Genomic DNA, 23,034 nt, shown 5'->3' with positions numbered 1-23,034 from the left:
TTTTTTTAAATGTACTTGTTGCTGAAACAAAAAATGATACCAAAATTTAATAAAGTCTAACTGACCTTTAACTTCCCTTTATTTTTCATTGCATATTCTGTACCTTTGCAAACCTATTTGCCAAGCAGGTACTTTTGCCTTCTTATTAAAACAGAAGCTTTTATTTTTTATGAGTCCATTTGAAGAACATATTGAGGTTCAAGGCGCTCGCGTTCACAACCTAAAAAACATAGATGTTACCATTCCTAGGGAAAAACTGGTGGTAATTACCGGCTTGTCTGGAAGTGGCAAATCGTCTTTGGCTTTCGATACCATTTATGCCGAAGGCCAACGTAGGTATATAGAAACCTTTTCTGCCTATGCCAGACAGTTTTTGGGTGGACTGGAACGTCCTGATGTGGACAAGATAGACGGCCTCTCTCCTGTTATAGCTATTGAACAAAAAACCACCAGTAAGTCGCCCCGCTCCACAGTGGGAACCATAACAGAGATATACGATTTTTTAAGACTGCTTTTTGCTCGTGCCAGTGATGCCTATAGTTACAACACAGGCGAAAAAATGGTGAGCTATACCGATGAGCAAATTAAAGAACTCATCATTGAAAGTTTTAAAGGCAAACGCATAAACATCCTGGCACCTGTGGTACGTTCGCGAAAAGGACATTACAGGGAGCTTTTTGAGCAAATTGCCAAACAAGGTTTTGTAAAAGTGAGGGCCGATGGCGAGATTCTGGACCTGGTGAAAGGCATGAAGCTGGACAGGTACAAAACCCACGACATAGAAATTGTAATAGACCGTTTAAAAATAGACCAGACGGCAGATAACCATAAACGCCTGAACGAAACCATTAACACGGCCATGTACCACGGCGAGGATGTGCTTATGGTCTTGGACCAGGACACTCAGGAGCTGCGTTATTTTAGTAGAAACTTAATGTGTCCTAGCTCTGGGATTTCCTACCCCAATCCGGAACCCAACAATTTTTCGTTTAATTCGCCTAAAGGGGCTTGCCCAAAATGCAATGGTATTGGCTCCTTGTATGAAGTAAATAAAAACAAGATTGTTCCAGACCCAAAACTCTCCATTGCTGCTGGAGCTTTGGCGCCTCATGGCCCACAAAAAAACTCTTGGATCTTTAAACAGTTTGAAACCATTGCGCAACGCTTTAATTTCTCTCTTAACGACCCATACAAAGACATTCCTGAAGAGGCCAAACAAATGATCCTCTATGGGGGCAACGAAAAGTTCTCGGTAGAGAGCAAAACCTTAGGGGTAACCCGCGATTATAAAATAGATTTTGAGGGCGTGGCGAATTTTATTGAAAGTCAGTATAACCAGGCTGAAACCACCTCCTTAAAACGCTGGGCCAAAGAGTACATGGACAAGGTGCTTTGCAACGAATGTATGGGCTCACGCTTAAGGCAGGAGTCTTTATATTTTAAAATAAACGGACAAAACATAGCCGAATTGGCCCAAAAGGATATTGTGGATTTGGCTGCTTGGTTTGAGCATTTGGAACAAAACCTTTCAGAAAAACAATTAAAGATAGCCGAAGAGATTTTAAAGGAAATTAAAACCCGATTGCAGTTTTTACTGGATGTTGGTCTGGATTATTTATCCCTAAACCGAAGTTCCAAATCGCTTTCAGGTGGTGAGGCTCAACGTATTCGATTGGCAACCCAAATAGGCTCGCAATTGGTAGGTGTGCTTTATATCCTGGATGAACCTAGCATAGGGCTGCACCAAAGGGATAACGAAAAACTTATTAAATCCTTGATAGCCTTGAGGGACATAGGCAACTCGGTAATTGTGGTGGAACACGACAAAGACATGATAGAGCATGCCGATTATGTGATAGACATTGGCCCAAAAGCTGGAAAATATGGTGGCGAAATTATTAGCATTGGCACACCCGAAGAGTTAAAAACACATCATACCCTTACAGCTGATTATTTAAATGGCACCAAAGAAATTGAAGTGCCTAAAACACGCAGAAAAGGGAACGGAAAGTTTATTGAGTTAAGAGGCTGTACCGGAAATAATTTAAAAAACATATCCGTAAAGTTTCCTTTGGGTAAAATGATTGGGGTAACTGGGGTTTCGGGAAGTGGGAAATCCACCTTAATAAATGAAACGCTCTACCCTATTATGAACGCCCATTATTTTAATGGGGTAAAAAAACCCATGCCTTACAAGAGCATTACCGGACTGGAACATATAGACAAGGTTATAGACATCAACCAGTCGCCCATAGGCAGAACGCCACGAAGCAATCCAGCAACTTATACAGGTGTTTTTAGTGAAATACGCAGTTTGTTTGCCAAACTTCCTGAAGCCAAGATACGTGGTTATAAACCGGGACGTTTTAGTTTTAATGTAAAAGGTGGCCGTTGCGAAACCTGCCAAGGTGGTGGTTTACGGGTTATAGAAATGAATTTCCTTCCAGATGTATATGTGGAGTGCGAAACCTGCCAAGGCAAACGCTTTAATAGGGAAACCTTAGAGATTCGCTACAAAGGGAAATCCATTAGTGATGTGCTGGACATGACCATTAATGATGCGGTTCCGTTTTTTGAGCACATACCCAAAATCCATAAAAAATTAAAGACCATTAAGGATGTTGGCCTGGGCTACATTACCTTAGGACAGCAAAGCACAACACTTTCTGGAGGCGAAGCCCAACGTATTAAATTGGCAACCGAACTTAGCAAACGAGACACTGGTAACACCTTTTATATCCTGGATGAACCTACCACTGGTTTGCATTTTGAAGACATTAGGGTGCTTATGATCGTGTTGAACAAATTGGCCAACAAAGGCAATACGGTTTTGATTATTGAGCACAATCTGGATGTTATTAAAATGGTAGACCACATTATAGACATTGGTTACGAAGGTGGTAAAAATGGTGGCAAAGTTATCGTGGAAGGCACTCCCGAGGAGGTGATAAAACACAAAAAAAGCTATACTGCGCAGTTTCTTAAAAAAGAATTGAACCTGTAGGGCAAAGTCCGCATATCAGCTTATTATAATATACATATCCAGCTTATGATTGCTTTGGCTTGTAATCTGGACACATGAAATCGTTTCCCCAAGCCATTAAAAAATTACGCTTTATTCATTAAAATTCACTAACTTAGTAACTTAACCATAAATCCCTATATTATGAGAAGTTTACTTTGGCTGGTAGCAGTAATATGTATTGTTATCTGGCTATTAGGATTTTTAGGCGTAGTTCCAGGTATTGGAACTGGTAATTTAATCCATATTTTACTGGTGATTGCCGTAATTGTGATCTTGTATAACATTATATCCGGTCGAGGGCCTTTAAAATAATTCAAAAGAAAGAGTACCTTAGTTTATACAAAAAAGCAAACCCTTAAAAGGTTTGCTTTTTTTGTTTATTAAATGTAAAAGTGATAGGTTCTATCCTGTTTTTATAAATCATTTGAAGAAAGCACTAAAAATGTCCTTATTTCTCTTAAATTTGCCTTTGGATTATTTTGAAGCCAAAAGCCGATAAGAAAACATCCATTATAACAATTCAGAAAAAAAGAAAATAAGATATAAATGAGAGACGAACAACATCACAAACGTTGGAATGAGATAAAAACAAACGATTCCTGGGCTATTTTTAAAATCATGGGAGAGTTTGTAAATGGTTATGAAAAATTAAGTAGAATCGGCCCTTGTGTGTCCATTTTTGGTTCGGCTAGAACCAAACCAGACAATAAGTATTACAAATTGGCCGAAGAAATAGCTGCCAAAATAGTAGATCATGGTTATGGCGTGATTACTGGTGGAGGTCCAGGTATTATGGAAGCCGGAAACAAAGGCGCGCATATAGCTGGTGGGACATCGGTTGGATTGAACATTGAATTGCCTTTTGAGCAACACGATAATCCGTACATTGATTCCGATAAAAGTCTGGATTTCGATTATTTCTTTGTAAGAAAGGTTATGTTTGTTAAATACTCGCAAGGTTTTGTGGTTATGCCTGGAGGTTTTGGTACCTTGGATGAATTGTTTGAAGCCATTACCTTGATACAAACCAACAAAATTGAAAAATTTCCTATTATCCTTGTAGGAACGGAATTTTGGGGAGGCTTGATAGACTGGATCCATGAGACCTTGCTTACCAGGTTTAACAATATCAGCGCCAAAGATCTAGACCTGATCCATGTGGTGGACAGCCCAGAAGAAGTCATTGACATCTTGGATGCTTTCTATAAGAAGTATCGATTGAGCCCTAATTTTTAACCTGGTTAAAATCCCTAAAACCTCATGAAAAAGAAAATTCAAATAATATCCATGCTTTGCATGATGATAACACACAGCCTGTTTTCTCAAGAAAACTTCAAGCTGATGTTTTACAATTTGTTGAATTTTCCTTTAGAGACCAATGTTCCCAACCGTATTGATTATTTGGAACAAACCTTGAACACCTACAAACCAGATATATTTATGGTTTGCGAATTAAACAATGTGTATGGTGGCAACGCCATTTTACAAGTGCTTCAAGATAGAATTAGTGAAGATTACAGAAGTGCTGTGTTTACTTCAAATACCTCAGACGATGAGATAGGCAACCAAAACGACCTTCAAAATTTAATATTTTACGACAATTCCAAATTCATTTTGGAGAGTCAGCATATTGTACAAACCCTCTATCGCGATTTCAATCATTATAAATTAAAGTTAAATTCTGTAAACCAAAACAGTAATCCTGTATATTTAAATGCTATAGTTTGCCACCTAAAAGCCTCTAGTGGCAGTAACAACGAAAACTTAAGATTACAAATGGTTCAAGATTTAACACAGTATTTAAGCACTTTTCCTTCAGATAGCTATGTGATGCTTGCTGGAGATTTTAATGTGTATTCAGCTTCTGAGCCTGCATTTCTGGAATTGATAGACCCAAACAACAACATTGTTTTTGTAGATCCTGTTGATAGAATGGGAAGTTGGCATACCAATGTGGATTATGTGGATGTGTTTACGCAATCTACCAGAACCCAATCAGGTTTGGGAGGTTCTACAGGTGGCCTGGACGATAGGTTTGATTTTATCTTAACCTCTACCAACATGCTGTCCAACCAAGACCTGTACTATGTTCCAAACAGTTATCAGGCTTTTGGCAATAACAGCAACCTTAATTGTTTTAACAACGAGATACTTGATACAGCTTGTGCAGGCACCAGTTTCTCATTGGAAGTTCGCGAAGCGCTATATTACTTTAGCGACCACCTTCCTGTGGTTATGGAACTGGAAACCAACGAGGCCTTATTGAGCATACCTACATACCAAACAGAGAGCTTTCAAATTATGGGCACCAATATGGTGGACACTACCTTGGAGGTCCAAATACATAACCAATCACTTTCATCCAACAAACTTTACATTTTTAACACCTTGGGCCAAGTTGTTAAAAGCATTCCCCTGGGCACTTCCAATCGTTTAAGTATAGACGTGTCTGGTTTAAAAAATGGCATCTATTACATCCGTATGTCGAACACCAATGTACAACCGTTAAAGTTTATAAAATAAATTGAAAGTCAGATTTTTAAGTCCTTTATTGTTTCTTTTACTACCTCTTTGGGTTTTGGGTCAAAATAAAATAGACCTTAAAGCCGATTTTATGGTGGAAAAAAAACAGATAAAAATCTCACAAACCATTACGTATCACAACACCACAGAAGACACCTTGGACGTTGTGTATTTAAACGACTGGAACCATAGTTATGCTACCAAAACAACACCTCTGGCCATGCGTTTTGCTGAAGAATACAGTACCGAATTTCACTTTGCCAAAAATGAAGACAGAGGCTATTCGGTTATCACATCCATAGAACAAGACCATCAAGAATTGGAGTTTGACAGGGTAAAAGAGCATATAGACGTGGTAAAAGTACAACTGGCCAGCCCTTTAAAACCCAACGGGAGTTACACCATTCAATTAAACTATATCGTGCAGGTGCCAAGTGATAAATTTACCAGATATGGCGTGTCCAACAATGGCGATTTTAACTTGCGCTATTGGTACATAACACCAGCTGTGTACAATGGCGAATGGCAGTATTTTAGCAATAAAAACCTGGATGATATGTTTGTGCCTGTGGCAGACCTTAGCCTGGAATTACAGATCCCAAACACCTATCATGTAACTTCCGAATTGGACCAGGTAGACATGCGTCAGGAAAACGACATCTTTACGGTGAAACTGGAAGGGAAAAACCGTGTAAACAGCAAACTGTTCTTAAACCAAAGAAAGCAGTTCTCTCAAGTTAAAACCGACTATTTTACCATGGTTTCCAACGTAGATCAAGAAAGCCTGAACGTGATAGACAATTTGGTGATTACAGATCATGTTTCTGAATTTTTAACCAGACATTTGGGACCTTACCCATTGGAACGGTTGCTTATTACAGACATAGACTACCGAAAGAACCCAATTTATGGTTTAAACCTCTTGCCTAGTTTTATTAGACCTTTTCCGGATAAATTTCAATATGAACTTAAAATATTGAAAACAGCCCTAAACAATTACCTGGAAAACATTTTGATAATCAACCCTAGAAAAGACCAATGGATCATAGATGGTTTGCAAACCTACTATTTAATGAAGTATGTGGAGGAATACTACCCAGATATGAAATTGGCCGGAACGCTCTCCAAAATCTGGGGCATCAAATCCTTTCATGCCACGCAATTGGATTTTAACGACCAATATCCGTTTTTATACATGCACATGGCCAGGGAAAACCTGGACCAACCTTTAACCACAGAAAAAGACTCTTTGCTGAAATTCAATAAAAACATTGCCAACAAATACAAAGCTGGTGTAGGCTTACGCTATCTGGACCAATTTATCAATGCCAACGTATTGGAGAATTCCGTAAAGAAATACCTTGCAAACTATACGTTTAAGGAAACCCAGACTTCAGATTTTGAAAAGCTGTTAAAAAGTAATACCACCAAAGACATCAATTGGTTTTTTACAGATTACTTAAAGACCAAAAAATATATAGACTTTACCATTTCAAACATTGAAGAATCAAGGGATTCCATTAAAGTAACCGTTAAGAACAAAACAAATGCCAACGTCCCTATATCCTTGTTTGTTCTGGATAAAGACTCTATTGTGTCTAAAATATGGATAGAAAACGTTATAGATACCAAAACTGTTAAGCTCTTAAAAAACCAAGGTACCAAAGTGGTGCTAAACAAAGATTTAATTGTTCCTGAATACAACTTAAGGGACAACACCAAGTCTTTAACAAACTCCTTATTTAACAAACCCCTTCAGTTTAGGCTTATCAAGGACATTGAAGATCCAGCCTACAACCAAGTGTTTTTTATGCCTATCATTGAGTTTAACAACATATACGATGGTATTGTACTTGGGGTAAAGGCCTATAATAAAACGGTACTTAAAAAGCCTTTCTACTATAAAATTGCACCACAATATGGAACCAAATCCAAATCCCTTACAGGTTCCATAACCTTAAACTACAATCAGTATATACAGAACACTTCCGATTTATTTAGCATCAACTATGGTATATCGGCCAGTTATGCCAGTTATGCCGAAGATTTGTTTGTAAGAAAATTAACACCAGGGATTTCCATGCAATTTAGGGATAAAACCAACCTACGCTCCAATAAGAAACAGTTTATTACTTTAAGGTATATAGATATCAATAGGGACGACAACCCTGTGGTTACTGCAGATGCCACACAACCAAATTACAGTGTGTTGAATGCACGTTACAACAACATCAACAAAGGATTGAAAGATTATACGGCTTGGTTTACAGATTTGCAATTTGGAAAGAAGTTTGGAAAACTGGCTTTTAATTTTGAGTACAGAAAACTAACCGAAGGCAACAGGCAAATTAACTTAAGGCTTTTTACAGGACTGTTTCTTTACAATGACACTTATGAGACTTCCGATTATTTTAGCTATGCCTTGGACAGACCAACCGATTATTTGTTTGACTACAATTATTATGGGCGTTCTGAAGATTCTGGACTGTTCAGTCAGCAAATCATTATTGCAGAAGGTGGGTTTAAATCGAAACTAAACACGCCTTATGCCAACGAGTGGATAAGCACCATAAACGGAAGTACCACCATTTGGAAATACATTTTAGCCTATGGCGATATTGGTTTGGTAAAAAACCACAGGGAAGACATAGAATTTGTTTACGATTCCGGGATTCGCGTTAGCTTGATTCCAGACTATTTTGAGCTGTACTTTCCTGTATATTCCAATCTGGGATGGGAAGTGGCACAAGCACAATATGCCGAAAAAATACGCTTTGTGGTGACACTGGATTTTAAAACGCTGTTTGGTTTGTTTACCAGACGTTGGTATTAAAAAAACAGTTATTTTCATGTAAAATTTTCAATAGCATATTTTTAATGATTTTCTGAATTACTGACAATCTTTCAATAATTTGCTATATTTTACTGGAATCACTAACAATTTGTCAATTCTTTAACTATTTATCAAATTGCAAAACACACAAATATTGACTAAATTTGTGCTATTAAAACAATCATTATGCAAACAAATCCAGACGTACAAAAAGACCTGTCTTTTGAAGACTTTAAAGCTGAAGTAATAAACGATTATAAAATTGCTGTCACCTCTCGTGAATGCAGTCTTCTAGGTCGACGTGAAGTACTTACTGGAAAAGCCAAGTTTGGTATTTTTGGAGACGGAAAAGAAGTACCTCAATTGGCTTTGGCAAAAGCGTTCAGGAATGGGGATTTCCGTTCTGGATATTACAGGGACCAAACCTTTATGATGGCCATTGGCGAATTGAACATCCAACAGTTTTTTGCAGGTTTGTATGGGCATCCAGACATCAATCACGATCCCATGTCTGCAGGCAGACAAATGGGAGGCCACTTTGCAACCCATAGTTTGGACGAAAATGGAAACTGGAAGGATTTAACAAAACAGAAGAATTCCAGTGCAGACATCTCTCCTACTGCTGGACAGATGCCAAGGTTATTAGGATTGGCCCAAGCTTCTAAAATTTACAGAAACGTAAAAGGGATCGATACCACTAATTTTTCCAATAACGGAAACGAAGTGGCTTGGGGAACCATAGGAAATGCGAGTACAAGTGAAGGCCTGTTTTTTGAAACCATTAATGCTGCAGGTGTTTTACAAGTACCCATGGTTATGAGTGTTTGGGACGATGAATATGGAATTTCGGTACATGCCAGACATCAAACTACCAAAGAAAACATCTCTGAAATCTTAAAAGGGTTTCAACGTGATGAAGACACCAAAGGCTTTGAAATCTTATGCGTAAACGGTTGGGATTATCCTGCTTTGGTGGAAACCTACCAAAATGCTTCAAAAATTGCTAGGGAAGAACACGTGCCTGTTTTAATACATGTTAAGGAATTAACACAACCACAAGGACACTCGACCTCTGGTTCTCACGAGCGTTACAAAGATGAAAACCGCTTGGCTTGGGAAGCTGAATTTGACTGTAATGTAAAACTTCGTGAATGGATGATAGCCAATGGTATGGCTACCGATGAGGAATTGAAAGAGATTGAAACCACCATAAAAAAAGAAGTTAGGGATGGAAAAAAAGCTGCTTGGACTGCTTTTATACAACCTTTAAAACAAGAACAGCAAGAGCTTCTGGATATTTTGGAACAAGTGGCCAATTCCAGCAACAACAAGGTTTTTATAAATAAGCTTAAAAATGATTTGGCCGACATTAAAGAACCTATTAGAAAAGACATACTTTCTACTGCCAGAAAGGCTTTACGTTATGTGGTTAGCGAATCATCATCAGAAAAAAACCAATTGACACAGTGGATCAATGCATACATAGAAACCGTACAACCTAAATACAGTTCGCACCTATATAGCGAGTCGCCTAAATCGGCTTTAAACGTAAAAGAAGTTAAACCAACTTACAACGATAAGAGCGAAGAAGTAGATGCCAGATTGGTGATTAGGGATAATTTTGATGCTATATTCAGCAAATATCCAGAAACTTTGGTTTTTGGTGAAGATGCGGGACATATTGGGGATGTGAATCAAGGTCTGGAAGGCATGCAGGAAAAGTATGGTGAACTTCGCGTATCGGACGTTGGTATTCGAGAAGCAACCATTTTAGGACAAGGTATTGGGATGGCCTTAAGAGGCTTGCGCCCAATTGCTGAAATCCAGTATTTAGATTATATTTTATACGCGCTTCAAATTATGAGCGACGATTTGGCAACCCTTCAATACAGAACCAATGGTCGCCAAAAAGCACCTTTAATTATAAGAACCCGTGGGCACAGACTGGAAGGCATATGGCATTCAGGATCGCAAATGGGTGGAGTTATCAATTTGGTACGTGGCATTCACGTTCTTGTACCAAGAAACATGACCAAAGCTGCCGGTTTTTATAACACGCTCCTGGAAAGTGATGAGCCTGCTTTAATTGTAGAATGCTTAAATGGCTATAGGTTAAAGGAAAAAATGCCTTCGAATATGGGTGAGTTTAAAACACCTTTGGGTGTGGTAGAAACCATTCGCGAAGGAAACGATATTACTGTTGTTTCTTATGGTTCTACCTTAAGGATCATAGAACAGGCTGCCAAAGAATTACAGGAAGTAGGTATTGATGTGGAAATTATAGACATTCAATCGTTGTTGCCTTTCGATTTAAATCAGGATATTGTAAAAAGTGTGGCCAAAACCAATCGGTTGATGGTGATTGACGAAGATGTTCCTGGAGGTGCTTCTGCCTATATTTTAAATGAAGTGTTGAATACACAAAATGCCTACAGGCACTTGGATAGCAAACCACAGACCTTAACTGCGCAACAACACAGGCCAGCTTATGGAACAGATGGTGACTATTTCTCCAAACCTTCGGTTGAAGATGTGTTTGAAGCCGTTTACCAGGTAATGCACGAGGCCAATCCTTCAGATTATCCTAACTTGAGATAAAAAAATAAAACTTGTTATTATAAGACCTCATAAGCTTAAATGCTATGAGGTCTTTTTTTATATCTTTATAGGCAACTAAACTTCAACCCATGAACAAAAATCTTACCGATTTAGCTTTAGCCTTCCTGAGAATCTCCATGTCTGCCATGATGCTAACCCATGGAATTCCAAAAATAGAACGCCTGTTTTCAAGTCCCATAGAATTTGGAGACCCTATTGGTGTTGGGCCAACCCTTTCTTTAATCCTTGCTTTAATTGGTGAAGTGGTAGCTCCTATATTCATTATTCTAGGTTACAAAACAAAACTTGCAGCCATTCCTGTTGCCATAACCATGTTTGTGGCTGCTTTTGTGGTGCATTTACAAGACGATTTTGGTACTAAGGAAAAAGCCCTTTTGTATCTTATAGGTTTTGTGGCGGTGTTTCTGGCTGGTCCTGGAAAATACGCAATAGACACGAAAAAATAACTTATGAAAGCTGTTTCTGTAGTAACCATAAAAAAAGAATTGCAACATCGCTCTTCGGAAGAATTGATGGAACTTTGTTTGCGATTGTCCAAATTCAAAAAAGAAAACAAGGAACTCCTTACCTATTTGTTATTTGAGTCCCATGATGAAGCCGGTTACATTGAAACGGTTAAACAGGAATTGGACCAACAGTTTAACAATATCAATACAGACAGTTATTTTTATATAAAAAAAAGCATTAGGAAGATTTTAAGGAACTTAAAGAAATACGCACGCTATTCTTTAAAAAAAGAAACCGAAGTGGAACTTTTATTTTATTTCTGTGCAACTTTAAAGGATTTTAAACCTTCCATTAAATACAACGTTACCTTAACCAATATCTACAACAGACAGATCTTGAGCATCAAGAAAACAGTAAAAACCCTTCATGAGGATTTACAGTACGATTATAGAATGATGTTGGAAGACCTGGAAGATTAATTCATGATTTTTACCATCATTTCCTTGAGCAAATCTCCCTGACTTACAGCATTGGAGCCAACACCTTTGCTTTTTACATCAAATTCTCTTAATGTGGCAATAACAGAACTTACTTGTTTCATTGGGTAATTTCTAGCAGCTGCAATGTATTCGTTGGCAAAATAAGGGTTGATTTTTAAAGCAGCCGTTACGCTTCTGGGCGATTTGTCGTTCAAGCCATGTAGGTGCAACAACTTGGAAAAAAAGCTATACAATAAAGATACCGTTACAACCATTGGGTTGTCCTTTGGGTTCTCTCCAAAATACTTAATAATTTGATTGGCTTTTACAAAATCCCTGGCACCAACAGCTTTTTGAAGCTCGAAATTATTGTAGTCTTTGCTAATTCCAATGTTTTGCTCTATATGTTCAGGAGTAATCTGGGTACCTTCGGGAAGGATGATTTTAAGTTTTTCCAATTCGTTGGAAATTTTACTTAAATCGGTTCCCAAAAACTCGGCAAGCATTTGAGCTGCTTTGGGGGAAATGGTATAATTCTGCCCAGACAACACACGTCTTATCCAATCACCAACCTGGTTGTCGTACAGTTTTTTGCCTTCAAAAATAACTCCAGATTTCTTGAGCGTTTTATAAAGTTTTTTACGCTTGTCTATGGTTTTGTATTTGTAATTGAAAACCAAAATGGTGGTAGGCTGAGGATTTTCGGCATAATCAACCAGTTTTTCAATGTGCCTGGATAAATCTTGGGCTTCCTTAACGATAACCACCTGATACTCCGACATCATTGGGTAGCGCTTGGCATGGCCTACCACATCTTCTATAGAGACATCGCGACCATAAAGCACCATTTGGTTAAAGCCTTTTTCCTCTTCGGTAAGCACTTGAGATTCTATATATTTCGAAATATTATCAATATAATAAGGCTCCTCTCCCATTAAAAAATAAATGGGTTTAAAATTCCTGTTCTTGATATCTGTTACTATTTGCTTGACTTCGTCCAAATCCTTAAAAATCTAAATTAAAAAAACACAAATTCCAAAATAAGTCATGGATGTTTGGTTTTTAATGAATGTCACTTAACTTTGAAAAAAATTTACTGCCTTGATGCAAGAGCTCCATTTTCCAAAGTTTCCGTTTCGTTTCAAAAATAGCGAAAATAAAATTTCTATATTCGATACTATTCGTAAAAAATTTGTGGTTTTACAACCCGAAGAATGGGTTCGTCAACATTGTGTGCAGTTTTTAATCCATGAAAAAAATTATCCCACATCCTTGATCAATGTGGAAAAGGAATTAAAAGTAAACGGCTTAAAGAAACGTTACGACATTGTGGTTTTTAATCCCGATGGCAGCATTCATCTTATCGTGGAGTGCAAAGCACCACAAATATCCATCGACCAAAGCACATTCGACCAGATTGCGCGTTATAATCTGGCTTTAAATGCCACTTATTTAATGGTTACTAACGGAATGAATCATTATTATTGCCAGATGGATTTTGTTGGAGAACGCTACCAATTTTTGAAAGATATTCCAGATTATACACCATGAAAATAGCCGTCGTTATATTAAATTGGAATGGAGAAAAATTATTGGAGCAATTCTTGCCCTCAGTAATTAAATACTCTCAAGAAGCTACAATATATGTTGCCGACAATGCCTCTACAGACAATTCAGTTCATTTTGTAAAACACCATTTTCCAACTGTTAAAATCATTCAGAATACAGAGAATGGAGGTTATGCCAAAGGGTATAACGAGGCTCTAAAACATGTCACTGAAGACATTTTTTGTTTGTTGAACAGCGATGTGGAAGTGACCGAAGCTTGGCTAAACCCCATAGCTGAAACCTTTAAAAAACAACCGGAAACAGCCATTATCCAACCCAAAATCTTGGATTACAAAAACAAAAACCATTTTGAATATGCAGGAGCAGCTGGCGGATTTATAGATAAGTTTGGGTATCCGTTTTGTAGAGGTCGCCTGTTTCACAGCATTGAGGAAGACCTTGGTCAATACAACGACATCACTCCTGTTTTTTGGGCTTCAGGAGCTTGTTTTTTTATCAGAAAAGACATTTATAGACAGTTAAATGGCTTTGATGAATCTTTTTTTGCACACATGGAAGAGATAGATTTGTGTTGGAGAGCCTTCAATAAAAATTACAACACATGTTATGTTGGCACCTCAACTGTGTACCATGTTGGTGGCGCAACCTTAGAGAACAGCAATCCAAAGAAAACCTTTTTAAATTTTAGGAACAGTTTGTTCACCTTGGTAAAAAATGCTGGTGGAAACCTATTTGCATTGATCCTTACAAGACTTGTTCTGGATGGTTTTGCTGCTGTAAAGTTCCTTCTGGAGTTTAAGTGGCTGCATATTTTGGCCATTTTAAAAGCACACCTAAGTTTTTATGCACATCTTCCCAAACTTTTAAAACAAAGAAAGACTTTAAAACAATGTAAAAATTATTATAAAAAACCCTCTTTGGTTTGGTCTTATTATATAAATAAATGTAAGAATTTCAATTGTTTATAAAACTGTTAAAATTTTTGTTAATTCCTACACAAACTCATCTTCTTTTGCATAATTTTGGTATGTTAAAAAATAACATCAATAAAACCGAAATCATTATGAAAAAAACATTGATATTGGGCGTTTTCGCTCTATTTTTTTTAGGTTCTTGCGTCTCTAAAAAAGAGTATGCTGCCTTAGAAGCCAAACAGAAAGAAACCCAAGACCTCTTAAATACTGCAACAGTAAAACTAAACTCTTGTTTAGCAGACAAAGCGTCCTCTGAAGCACGTGCCAAAGCCTTGGAAGACCGTATTGCTGATTTAAAATCTTCTAACGAAAACTTAATTCAAAGCAATAAAGACCTAACCATGTTAACCTCTAAAGGAGCTTCAAACATTGAAAAAACCTTGGAGAGCATGAGAGAGAAAGATCTTAAAATAACCAGATTGCAAGATGCCATTTCCAAAAAGGACAGTGTGATGCTTGCCTTGGTTACCAGTTTGAAAAAAGAAGTGGGCATAAACGATCCTGATATTGAAGTAAACGTTGAAAAAGGAGTTGTATTTATTTCCATTGCAGACAAACTATTATTCAAAAGCGGTAGTTATGTTGTAAACGAACGCGCTAAAGAAGTTTTAGGGAAAGTTGCCAAAGTGGTAAAAAGCAAACCTGATTTTGAGTGTATGGTTGAAGCACATACAGATCCAGTACCTTACAACAAGCCACCACTTATTGATAACTGGGACTTGAGTGTAAAACGTGCCACTTCTGTGGTTCGTGTCTTGGAAGATTTGGGTGTGAATTCAAGTAAATTGATTGCTGCTGGACGTTCGCAATATGTTCCAATAGCTTCCAATGATACTGCTGAAGGTAAAGCTGCCAACAGACGTACCAGAATCGTGATCTTACCTAAAATTGATGAATTCTACGACATGATAGAAAAAGAAATGAAAAACCTAGAAGCTGCAGGCAACTAACAGGTTTAATCCATAAAGAAAAGCTCAATCCAACCGATTGAGCTTTTTTTTGTGCCTAAAACACCTCTTTTTGGGGTTTTATTGAATGAATCAATAAATTTTATGTTTAGGTTAATTTCTTTTAAGGAGTGTTGTAATTTCATGTTATAAACTGTAAATCAAGTCCATATAAGACTTTTTTACAAACCCCAAACCTACTCCCAACTATTTTGATGTTTTTAAGTGCCTACTTAAAAATTGAATTATTATGAGACAAGCATTACCGTATCATTTTGAGAGACGTTCCAAAAACCATTTGGATTGGTTGGTGAATGTTATTAAATCTGAAACATACTTTCAAGCAGATTCTATAATATCAACCAACAGACCTGCTAGAGACTTTTTAAAAAACCTGGAATCTGCAACACAATGATGCTTCCCGGGTTTAAAAAATTTCCAAGCTCCCTTTTCCTTCCCTTACTATAATTGGGTCTCCTTCAGACAAGTCGATAACTGTGGAAGCATGGTTATCCCCATAACCAGCATCTATGACCAAATCCACTATATCTTTCCATTTTTCATAAATAAGTTCCGGATCTGTGGTGTATTCCAAAACCTCATCGTCATCATGAATGGAAGTTGAAATAATTGGGTTTCCCAAATGCTTTACAATTTCAATGGCAATACTGTTATTTGGCACACGAATTCCCACTGTTTTTTTCTTTTTAAACGGATGAGGCAAAGACTTGGCTCCTGGAAGAATAAAGGTATAAGGTCCAGGAAGGGCACGCTTTAGGATTTTAAAGGTAGATGTATCTATTTGTTTAACATAGTCGCTTAAGTTGCTTAAATCTTCGCATATAAAAGAAAAGTTGGATTTTTCCAATTTCACATTTTTTATTCTCGCAACACGCTCTAAAGCCTTTACATTATTAATATCGCAACCCAAACCATAAACCGTATCTGTGGGATAAATAATCAATCCACCAGCTTTCAAGACTTTAACCACTTTAGCAATTTCTTTCGGATTTGGATTCTCCTCGTAAATTTTAATAAATTCAGCCATACTATTTATCTTAAAAATTCGTTAACTTATACAAAGTAATTAATTTAATCTTTTATGAAGGTCAACAAACACTACTTATTTATAATATTTATTGTTTTAACTATTGTTTCCTGCTCTACGGACGACAATGACACCAATCTGGTAACGGACTTGGATCCAACCGAATATTATCAGGAGTTGAATGTGTCCTATGGACCTGATAGCGATCAAACATTCGATATTTATTTGCCTGCCAACAGAAACTTAAACACCGAAGTGATGATTTTGGTTCATGGTGGTGGTTGGTCTGCTGGAGACAAAAGTGACATGAATGATCTAAGGGACTATATACGCAGTGAATTCCCCAACATGGCCATTGTAAACATTAATTACAGATTGGCAGACCAAAACAACCAGCCTTATCCCATGCAAATCAATGATATAACAACCATCATCAATTTACTGAAAAGCAAACAAAACCATTACGTAATTGATGACGATTTTGCCTTTATAGGAGTAAGTGCAGGAGCTCACTTGGCATTGTTATGGAGTTATGCTTTTGATACAGGAAATGACATAGACATGGTTTGCAGCATAGTTGGACCAACCAACTTTACGGATCCTGCTTACTTGAACAATACCAATCCCGAACTACAAGCGTTGTTGGATTTATATGGTGTGGATGCTTCTACGGCTTATTTGGAAGAAGTTAGTCCGTATCATCAAGTTACTGCTTCAGCACCTCCAACCATTTTATTTTATGGAGGCTTGGATCCTTTGGTGCCTACTACCCAAGGAACGGATTTAAGGGACAAATTACAAACTCTGGGCGTAACCCATGAATTCACTTTGTATCCCAATGCTGGTCATGGTTGGATAGGTTTGGATTTGCTGGATACAAGTCTTAAGTTAAAAGCTTTTATTGAAACCCATTTAGATTAGGTTATCATCCTATTATTTCCAGCTTGGCAAAACGCAACAGAAGTTTTTTAACACCACCTTTATCAAATTTAATTTCGGCTTTGGTATCGCTTCCTGTACCTTCAATTTTTAAAACTTCCCCTTTACCAAAACGCAAGTGCTCCACTAGGTTTCCAACGGTCAATTTTGTATCAAATAAATTTGTGGAAGCAGTAGCCTTATCTACTGGTTTTAGGTTTTTTGGAGTACTGATCACCATTTTTTCAGGCTTGTTGTTGGAGCCTGTTTTCTTTTTAAAAGTTGGCTGGACCGGTTTTTTGAATCTTATTTTATTGGCATTGGCCCTTCTGGTGGTTTCTGGAATATCATCGCCAAAAATATCGGCATCCAACATGGGGTTAAAACGTCGTTCTTCAATAGGTGTAATAATATCCAAATAGGCGTCGTCTATTTCTTCAATAAATCTACTTGGTTCGGCATCAATAAGTTTTCCCCAACGATATCTTGTGAGCGCATAGGTAAGATACGCTTGCTTTTCTGCCCTGGTCAAGGCTACATAAAACAAACGTCGCTCCTCTTCCAATTCACTTCTGGTGTTCATGCTCATGGCACTTGGAAACAGGTCTTCTTCCAGACCTACAATGTACACATACGGAAACTCCAAGCCCTTGGCCAAGTGAATGGTCATTAAGGCCACATGGTCACTATCGCCTTTATCAGCGTCCAAATCGGTTGCCAGAGCCACATCTTCTAAAAATTCGGCTAAGGAGGCTGTTGCATCTGCAAGTTCTTTTTGTCCTTCCACAAAATCCTTGATACCATTTAACAGCTCTTCCATATTTTCCATTCTGGCCACGCCTTCTGGAGTACCATCTTTATTGAATTCCCTTATTAAACCACTGGCTTTTGTAACATGCTCTGCCAATTCAAATGCATTGGCTGTTTGATTCATGACCTGAAAACTTTCTATCAAAGTCACAAAATCCTTTAGTTTGTTTTTGGTTCCAGTATTAATGTTAATATCTATTTTGTCTATATTCTGAAGGACTTCAAATATGGAACGGTTGTAGCCATTGGCAGCCACTATAAGCCTGTCCACTGTGGTTTGCCCAATCCCTCTAGCTGGATAATTGATGATTCGTTTTAAAGCTTCTTCATCTGCTGGATTAATTACCAAACGCAAATAAGACAGGACATCTTTAATTTCTTTACGTTGATAAAACGACAAACCACCATAAATCCTATACGGAATATCCCTTTTACGCAAGGCATCCTCTATGGCACGAGATTGTGCATTGGTTCTATACAAGACAGCAAAATCGCTATTTTTTAATTGGTGTTGCATTTTGTTTTCAAAAATGGAACTGGCCACAAAACGTCCTTCATCTCCATCGGTCAAGGAACGGTTCACCTTCACTTTAGGACCTTCGTCGTTTGAAGTCCAAACTACCTTATCCAATTTTGTTTGGTTTTTGTCTATTATGGAATTGGCAGCATTTACAATGTTTTTTGTGGAACGGTAATTTTGTTCCAACCTAAAGAGTTTGACATTGTCATAATCCTTTTGAAAATTCAATATGTTGTTGATGTTAGCACCACGAAATGCGTAAATACTTTGGGCATCGTCTCCTACCACGCAAATATTCTGAAATTTATCTGATAGCGCTCTCACTATAAGATACTGGCTGTGGTTGGTATCTTGATACTCGTCTACTAGGATATAGCGAAACTTATTTTGATACTTTGCCAGCACATCTGGAAAACGGGTTAGTAATTCGTTGGTTTTCAACAACAAATCATCAAAGTCCATAGCGCCAGCCTTAAAGCATCTATCTACGTAATTCTTATAGATTTCGCCCATTTTAGGACGTCTTGCCATAGCATCAGCCTCTATTAATTCTGGGTTTTGGTAATAGGCTTTTACGGTAATCAAGCTGTTTTTATATGAAGAAATCCTGGAACGGATCTGCTTGTATTTATAGAGATCCTTGTCCAAATTCATTTCTTTAATGATGGAGGCTATCAACCTATCTGAATCCTGCGTGTCGTAAATGGTAAAATTACTAGGATATCCCAATCTATCTGCTTCCACACGCAAGATTTTGGCAAAAACAGAGTGAAAGGTTCCCATCCACAGGTTTTTGGCTTCACTGGAACCAACAATGGTTGCAATACGTTCTTTCATTTCACGTGCAGCTTTGTTGGTAAAGGTTAAAGCCAATATATTAAATGAATCAACCCCTTGACTCATTAAATAGGCAATTCTATAGGTTAGCACACGGGTTTTTCCAGAACCTGCTCCTGCAATAACAATCATAGGACCATCTTTTTGCAACGTTGGTGCTAATTGTGCGTCGTTTAACTGGCTTAAATATTCCTCCAAATCTCTTTCATTTTAAAGGCTAAAAATAACCATTGTTAGACTTTTTCTCAGGGAGAATTATGAATAATTATAAACAATTTAACATAGACACAGGTTTTAATCTATGGTCATGGTTTTTAACAATCCGGCTCTGGCACTAATCCATATAAAATTAAATACAGACTGTGTTTTATGGCGCTCTATGTTATCTTTGGTGGCCTCTTTGAAGGAAGACTGCTTGGACCTACTGTTTTTGGATACAAAGATATTGATGACATCCGATAGGAATTTATTCTTTTCTTGACCATTGTCCCGTAGTGCCACCACATCAAAATCCTGATATTTCACTTTAAAATCGATGCTTGAAGCGTCATCGGTTCCAGATATGGTAAAATAGGTTTTATCCAACTCGCCTTCCAAACGCACGTTTAAATTGGGTTCTGTAAAACTGTTCAGGTATCTTGCTTGAAGCAAGTCTATTTCTGCTTGAAATTCAAACAAATCTTCTTGGTTGTTCACATCAAAAGACCAGACAGCTTTTAATGGTGCGTGGTTCATAAATCGCGTTTCTATGTTTAAAACGGTTTTTGTTGGCGACTTGTAGGTATTGCTCACCTTTTGTATGTCTGCATTGAAAGCTTTAAACGTTACTGTTCCAGCTTTTTTATCTGCTTTCACTTTCTCTGAATAGGAAATGTCTGCCTCATGAATGAGAACCCGCTCTAAATCCAATTGGAACTTTAACTCCCGAAGCATCTTGCTATATAAAGGTTTGATGCGTTCATCGTCTGTTACCAGTTTATCGCGATAGACCTTAAAAACGGGATTATGAAAGGCCACCTTCGGGCTTTCAAATTTCCAGATGGTATCTTTTACTACACCCAGATTTGGCTGTTTTACAACTAACGAATCCACTTGTAAATTAAAATGATCCCGTTCATAAGGAATGATTTTGGACAAAGTTTCCTTGGAATACTTCGTTCTTAAGGTTAGATCCCGTAATGCAATGGATTCCTGGGTTAAAGCAGCTTCTGAAATTCGTAGGTTTTCATAATCGCTCAGTTGTCCGAAAAACTTTTGAAAGCGTACTTGATAAGTTCCATGATCAAACGGAATCCTATTTTTTTTTGTGTTGTTGTAAACAATCTCATTAAGGCTTATATCCACTTCTTCCATTTGGAGTTTCAAGGAATCTGTTTCAGAGTTCAAAATCTTAATAAAGCCTTGGTTTAAAAGAAGCTGTTTCACCTCGATAGATGTGTTGAATGATTGTTTGTTGGAAACCTTGTAGGCTTCTTTTGAAATATTGGGATTGTGATGGTAAGTGACCTTTGGGCTGTTTAAAATAACAGCTTCAATAAAAATGGCTTTATTGACTAAAAAACTCCAGTAGCCAAATCCATCAATGATAAGTTGTTCCAAGGTCATTTCTAAGTTTGGTTCTGGAATGGTTTTTCCAAAATTGGTCATTTTAACCTTGCTTAACGTGATTTTCCCTTGTAACAAACTTACACCCAAGTCGCCATAAGTCAACTTAACCGTTTCTGGAAGCTTGGATGTTAAAGCATTTTCAATCTTGGATTTTACCACATAATGTGCTATGGCAAATCCTATTCCCAGCACGATAATTATCAATCCGAATATTTTTAACCACCTTTTTTTTTGTTTGCCCATTTCATAAAGATATCCAAATTTTCATAGATATTTTAAATATATTTACCTCAAATTATAAAAATATGAGCTCTGTTTTAAACTTTTTGGCTGCTATTAGCTGGTGGCAATGGATTTTAATTGTCTTGGCTTTGGTAGCCATACGGGATGTTTTCATTCAAAAGAAGCATACCATTAGCCACAACTTCCCCATTATTGGTCATTTTAGGTATATGCTGGAAAAAATTGGCCCAGAGTTAAGGCAGTACTTGGTTGCCAACAACAGGGAAGAGCTTCCGTTCAATAGAATTGAGCGCAGTTGGATTTATGCCTCGGCGAAAAAACAAAACAATTATGAAGGTTTTGGAACCGATAGGGACATTTATTCGCATCAGCACATTTTTATAAACAATGCCATGATGCCTTATAAGATTGAACCAGGGCACCCCAATGCCATAGACCCTTGTTTTTTACCATGTGCCAAGGTTATGGGAGCTTACAACAAACGTAGGAAACCTTATAGACCAGGTTCTGTTATCAATGTATCTGCCATGAGTTTTGGTTCATTGTCTGCCCGAGCCGTGGAATCTTTAAATAAAGGCATAAAAATGGCCGGAGCCTATCACAATACAGGTGAAGGTGGCCTGTCTCCTTATCACAGTCATGGTGGCGATGTTATTTTTCATTTTGGGACAGGATATTTTGGGGTAAGGGATGATGATGGAAATTTTTCCTTGGAAAAATTAGTGGCTTTGGTAGAAAAAAACCCCTTTGTAAAAGCCATAGAAATTAAACTTTCACAAGGTGCCAAACCAGGAAAAGGAGGTGTTTTACCAGCAGCAAAAATAACACAGGAAATTTCCGATATCCGTCACGTCCCTTTAGGGAAAGACGTGCTTTCCCCTCCCAACCATTCTGCATTTTCAAATGTTCCGGAACTTATGGAGTTTATAGAACAAATAGCCGAAGCCACAGGATTGCCTGTAGGCATTAAAGCTGCCATAGGAAAACTGGAGCAATGGAAAGAACTTGCCAAACTAATGGCAGAAACAGGAAAGGGACCCGATTTTATAACCGTAGATGGTGGCGAAGGTGGCACTGGAGCTGCCCCTCCAAGTTTTGCAGACCATGTGTCCTTACCATGGGTCTATGGGTTTAGCGATTTGTATAAAGTGTTCAAGGATCAAGACCTTTGCGAACGCATTGTTTTTATTGGTAGTGGGAAATTAGGTTTTCCTGCAAAAGCCGCCATGGCCTTTGCCATGGGAGCCGATTGCATTAATGTGGCAAGGGAAGCTATGATGAGCATTGGCTGTATTCAAGCACAAGTATGCCATACCAATCGTTGTCCTAGTGGTGTTGCAACCCAGAATAAATGGTTGCAAAGTGGTATCGACCCAACATTAAAATCGGTTCGATTGGCACAATATTTCAAAACCTTTAGAAAAGAATTTATTGAAATTACACATGCTGCAGGTTACGAACACCCTTGTCAGTTCAAAATGAGGGACATTGATGTAAACGTGGACGACCATCACTTATCCAAGGAATTGGACCGAACCTACATGTACCACAAAGTGCCAGTTCCTTTTACATCTATGCAGGATTTAAAAGATTGTTTATATTTGGGTGGAAAAAATACAACCCTTACTAATTAA

The 23,034-nt window shown here is 37.8% G+C and carries 18 protein-coding genes; 14 read left to right on the top strand and 4 right to left on the bottom strand.

The window, feature by feature from the left end:
- Positions 1–169 precede the first annotated feature (169 nt).
- From uvrA to D778_RS11945, 8 genes are all read left to right on the top strand, one after another.
- Entirely contained in the window at positions 170–3,004 is a 2,835-nt protein-coding gene (gene uvrA, locus D778_RS11975; protein WP_007651072.1) for an excinuclease ABC subunit UvrA, read from the top strand.
- A 162-nt stretch (positions 3,005–3,166) separates the two neighbouring features.
- Positions 3,167–3,337 carry a lmo0937 family membrane protein gene (locus D778_RS14555; RefSeq protein ID WP_007651071.1) on the top strand — a complete coding sequence of 57 codons (171 nt, stop codon included), beginning with the start codon at positions 3,167–3,169 and terminating at the stop codon, positions 3,335–3,337.
- Positions 3,338–3,571: 234 nt separating this feature from the next.
- Complete coding sequence (locus tag D778_RS11970; protein ID WP_007651068.1) at positions 3,572–4,261, top strand: LOG family protein; 690 nt, start codon at positions 3,572–3,574, stop codon at positions 4,259–4,261.
- Positions 4,262–4,285: 24 nt separating this feature from the next.
- Entirely contained in the window at positions 4,286–5,548 is a 1,263-nt protein-coding gene (locus D778_RS11965) for a T9SS type A sorting domain-containing protein (RefSeq protein ID WP_007651066.1), read from the top strand.
- A 1-nt stretch (position 5,549) separates the two neighbouring features.
- Positions 5,550–8,381, top strand: a complete 2,832-nt coding sequence (locus tag D778_RS11960; protein ID WP_007651064.1) for a gluzincin family metallopeptidase — start codon at positions 5,550–5,552, stop codon at positions 8,379–8,381.
- A gap of 186 nt (positions 8,382–8,567) precedes the next feature.
- Positions 8,568–10,979 carry an alpha-ketoacid dehydrogenase subunit alpha/beta gene (locus D778_RS11955; RefSeq protein ID WP_007651062.1) on the top strand — a complete coding sequence of 804 codons (2,412 nt, stop codon included), beginning with the start codon at positions 8,568–8,570 and terminating at the stop codon, positions 10,977–10,979.
- Positions 10,980–11,068: 89 nt separating this feature from the next.
- On the top strand, positions 11,069–11,446 hold the full coding sequence (locus D778_RS11950) for a DoxX family protein (protein ID WP_007651059.1): 378 nt from the start codon (positions 11,069–11,071) through the stop codon (positions 11,444–11,446).
- A gap of 3 nt (positions 11,447–11,449) precedes the next feature.
- The gene (locus D778_RS11945) at positions 11,450–11,926 is read left to right on the top strand and encodes a hypothetical protein (RefSeq protein ID WP_007651057.1); all 477 of its coding nucleotides are present in this window, start codon (positions 11,450–11,452) and stop codon (positions 11,924–11,926) included.
- Here the strand turns inward: D778_RS11945 and holA are convergent.
- Positions 11,923–12,927: a DNA polymerase III subunit delta gene (gene holA / locus D778_RS11940; RefSeq protein WP_007651055.1), complete on the bottom strand. Its 1,005-nt coding sequence runs from the start codon at positions 12,925–12,927 to the stop codon at positions 11,923–11,925. The genes D778_RS11945 and holA overlap by 4 nt on opposite strands.
- A gap of 103 nt (positions 12,928–13,030) precedes the next feature.
- Here holA and D778_RS11935 point away from each other — a divergent pair, with 103 nt between their 5' ends.
- From D778_RS11935 to D778_RS14550, 4 genes are all read left to right on the top strand, one after another.
- Positions 13,031–13,477, top strand: a complete 447-nt coding sequence (locus tag D778_RS11935; protein WP_040492364.1) for a type I restriction enzyme HsdR N-terminal domain-containing protein — start codon at positions 13,031–13,033, stop codon at positions 13,475–13,477.
- Positions 13,474–14,463, top strand: a complete 990-nt coding sequence (locus D778_RS11930) for a glycosyltransferase family 2 protein (protein ID WP_007651051.1) — start codon at positions 13,474–13,476, stop codon at positions 14,461–14,463. The genes D778_RS11935 and D778_RS11930 overlap by 4 nt, the downstream gene beginning before the upstream one ends.
- Positions 14,464–14,558: 95 nt before the next feature.
- Positions 14,559–15,419, top strand: coding sequence for an OmpA family protein (locus D778_RS11925; RefSeq protein ID WP_040492375.1), 861 nt, complete (start codon positions 14,559–14,561; stop codon positions 15,417–15,419).
- Between the two features lie 247 nt (positions 15,420–15,666).
- A complete protein-coding gene (locus D778_RS14550) occupies positions 15,667–15,831 on the top strand; it encodes a hypothetical protein (protein WP_007651045.1) in 165 nt (54 codons plus the stop codon).
- 12 nt (positions 15,832–15,843) lie between these two features.
- On the opposite strand, the gene D778_RS11920 is transcribed toward D778_RS14550, so the two are convergent.
- Positions 15,844–16,464: an L-threonylcarbamoyladenylate synthase gene (locus D778_RS11920; RefSeq protein WP_007651043.1), complete on the bottom strand. Its 621-nt coding sequence runs from the start codon at positions 16,462–16,464 to the stop codon at positions 15,844–15,846.
- A gap of 54 nt (positions 16,465–16,518) precedes the next feature.
- On the opposite strand from D778_RS11920, the gene D778_RS11915 reads away from it, so the two are divergent.
- Positions 16,519–17,385, top strand: coding sequence for an alpha/beta hydrolase (locus tag D778_RS11915; RefSeq protein ID WP_007651041.1), 867 nt, complete (start codon positions 16,519–16,521; stop codon positions 17,383–17,385).
- A 4-nt stretch (positions 17,386–17,389) separates the two neighbouring features.
- On the opposite strand, the gene D778_RS11910 is transcribed toward D778_RS11915, so the two are convergent.
- Positions 17,390–19,747, bottom strand: coding sequence for an ATP-dependent helicase (locus D778_RS11910; protein WP_007651038.1), 2,358 nt, complete (start codon positions 19,745–19,747; stop codon positions 17,390–17,392).
- Positions 19,748–19,843: 96 nt separating this feature from the next.
- Positions 19,844–21,400: an AsmA family protein gene (locus tag D778_RS11905; RefSeq protein ID WP_065230331.1), complete on the bottom strand. Its 1,557-nt coding sequence runs from the start codon at positions 21,398–21,400 to the stop codon at positions 19,844–19,846.
- 62 nt (positions 21,401–21,462) lie between these two features.
- Here D778_RS11905 and D778_RS11900 point away from each other — a divergent pair, with 62 nt between their 5' ends.
- A complete protein-coding gene (locus tag D778_RS11900; protein ID WP_007651036.1) occupies positions 21,463–23,034 on the top strand; it encodes an FMN-binding glutamate synthase family protein in 1,572 nt (523 codons plus the stop codon).

It is taken from the genome of Xanthomarina gelatinilytica, from assembly GCF_000348685.1.
GTDB classification, from domain to species: Bacteria; Bacteroidota; Bacteroidia; order Flavobacteriales; family Flavobacteriaceae; genus Xanthomarina; species Xanthomarina gelatinilytica.
Note: the sequence above shows the minus strand (reverse complement) of the source record. Positions and strands in the feature narration are given on the sequence as shown.

Coding starts and splice junctions, on each gene's coding strand:
- D778_RS11970 (WP_007651068.1), top strand. CDS start 3,572: ATGAGAGACGAACAACATCACAAACGTTGGAATGAGATAAAAACAAAC.
- uvrA (WP_007651072.1), top strand. CDS start 170: ATGAGTCCATTTGAAGAACATATTGAGGTTCAAGGCGCTCGCGTTCAC.
- D778_RS11935 (WP_040492364.1), top strand. CDS start 13,031: ATGCAAGAGCTCCATTTTCCAAAGTTTCCGTTTCGTTTCAAAAATAGC.
- D778_RS11920 (WP_007651043.1), bottom strand. CDS start 16,464: ATGGCTGAATTTATTAAAATTTACGAGGAGAATCCAAATCCGAAAGAA.
- D778_RS11925 (WP_040492375.1), top strand. CDS start 14,559: ATGAAAAAAACATTGATATTGGGCGTTTTCGCTCTATTTTTTTTAGGT.
- D778_RS11950 (WP_007651059.1), top strand. CDS start 11,069: ATGAACAAAAATCTTACCGATTTAGCTTTAGCCTTCCTGAGAATCTCC.
- D778_RS11965 (WP_007651066.1), top strand. CDS start 4,286: ATGAAAAAGAAAATTCAAATAATATCCATGCTTTGCATGATGATAACA.
- D778_RS11905 (WP_065230331.1), bottom strand. CDS start 21,400: ATGGGCAAACAAAAAAAAAGGTGGTTAAAAATATTCGGATTGATAATT.
- D778_RS14555 (WP_007651071.1), top strand. CDS start 3,167: ATGAGAAGTTTACTTTGGCTGGTAGCAGTAATATGTATTGTTATCTGG.
- D778_RS11945 (WP_007651057.1), top strand. CDS start 11,450: ATGAAAGCTGTTTCTGTAGTAACCATAAAAAAAGAATTGCAACATCGC.
- D778_RS11900 (WP_007651036.1), top strand. CDS start 21,463: ATGAGCTCTGTTTTAAACTTTTTGGCTGCTATTAGCTGGTGGCAATGG.
- D778_RS11955 (WP_007651062.1), top strand. CDS start 8,568: ATGCAAACAAATCCAGACGTACAAAAAGACCTGTCTTTTGAAGACTTT.
- D778_RS11915 (WP_007651041.1), top strand. CDS start 16,519: ATGAAGGTCAACAAACACTACTTATTTATAATATTTATTGTTTTAACT.
- D778_RS11930 (WP_007651051.1), top strand. CDS start 13,474: ATGAAAATAGCCGTCGTTATATTAAATTGGAATGGAGAAAAATTATTG.
- D778_RS14550 (WP_007651045.1), top strand. CDS start 15,667: ATGAGACAAGCATTACCGTATCATTTTGAGAGACGTTCCAAAAACCAT.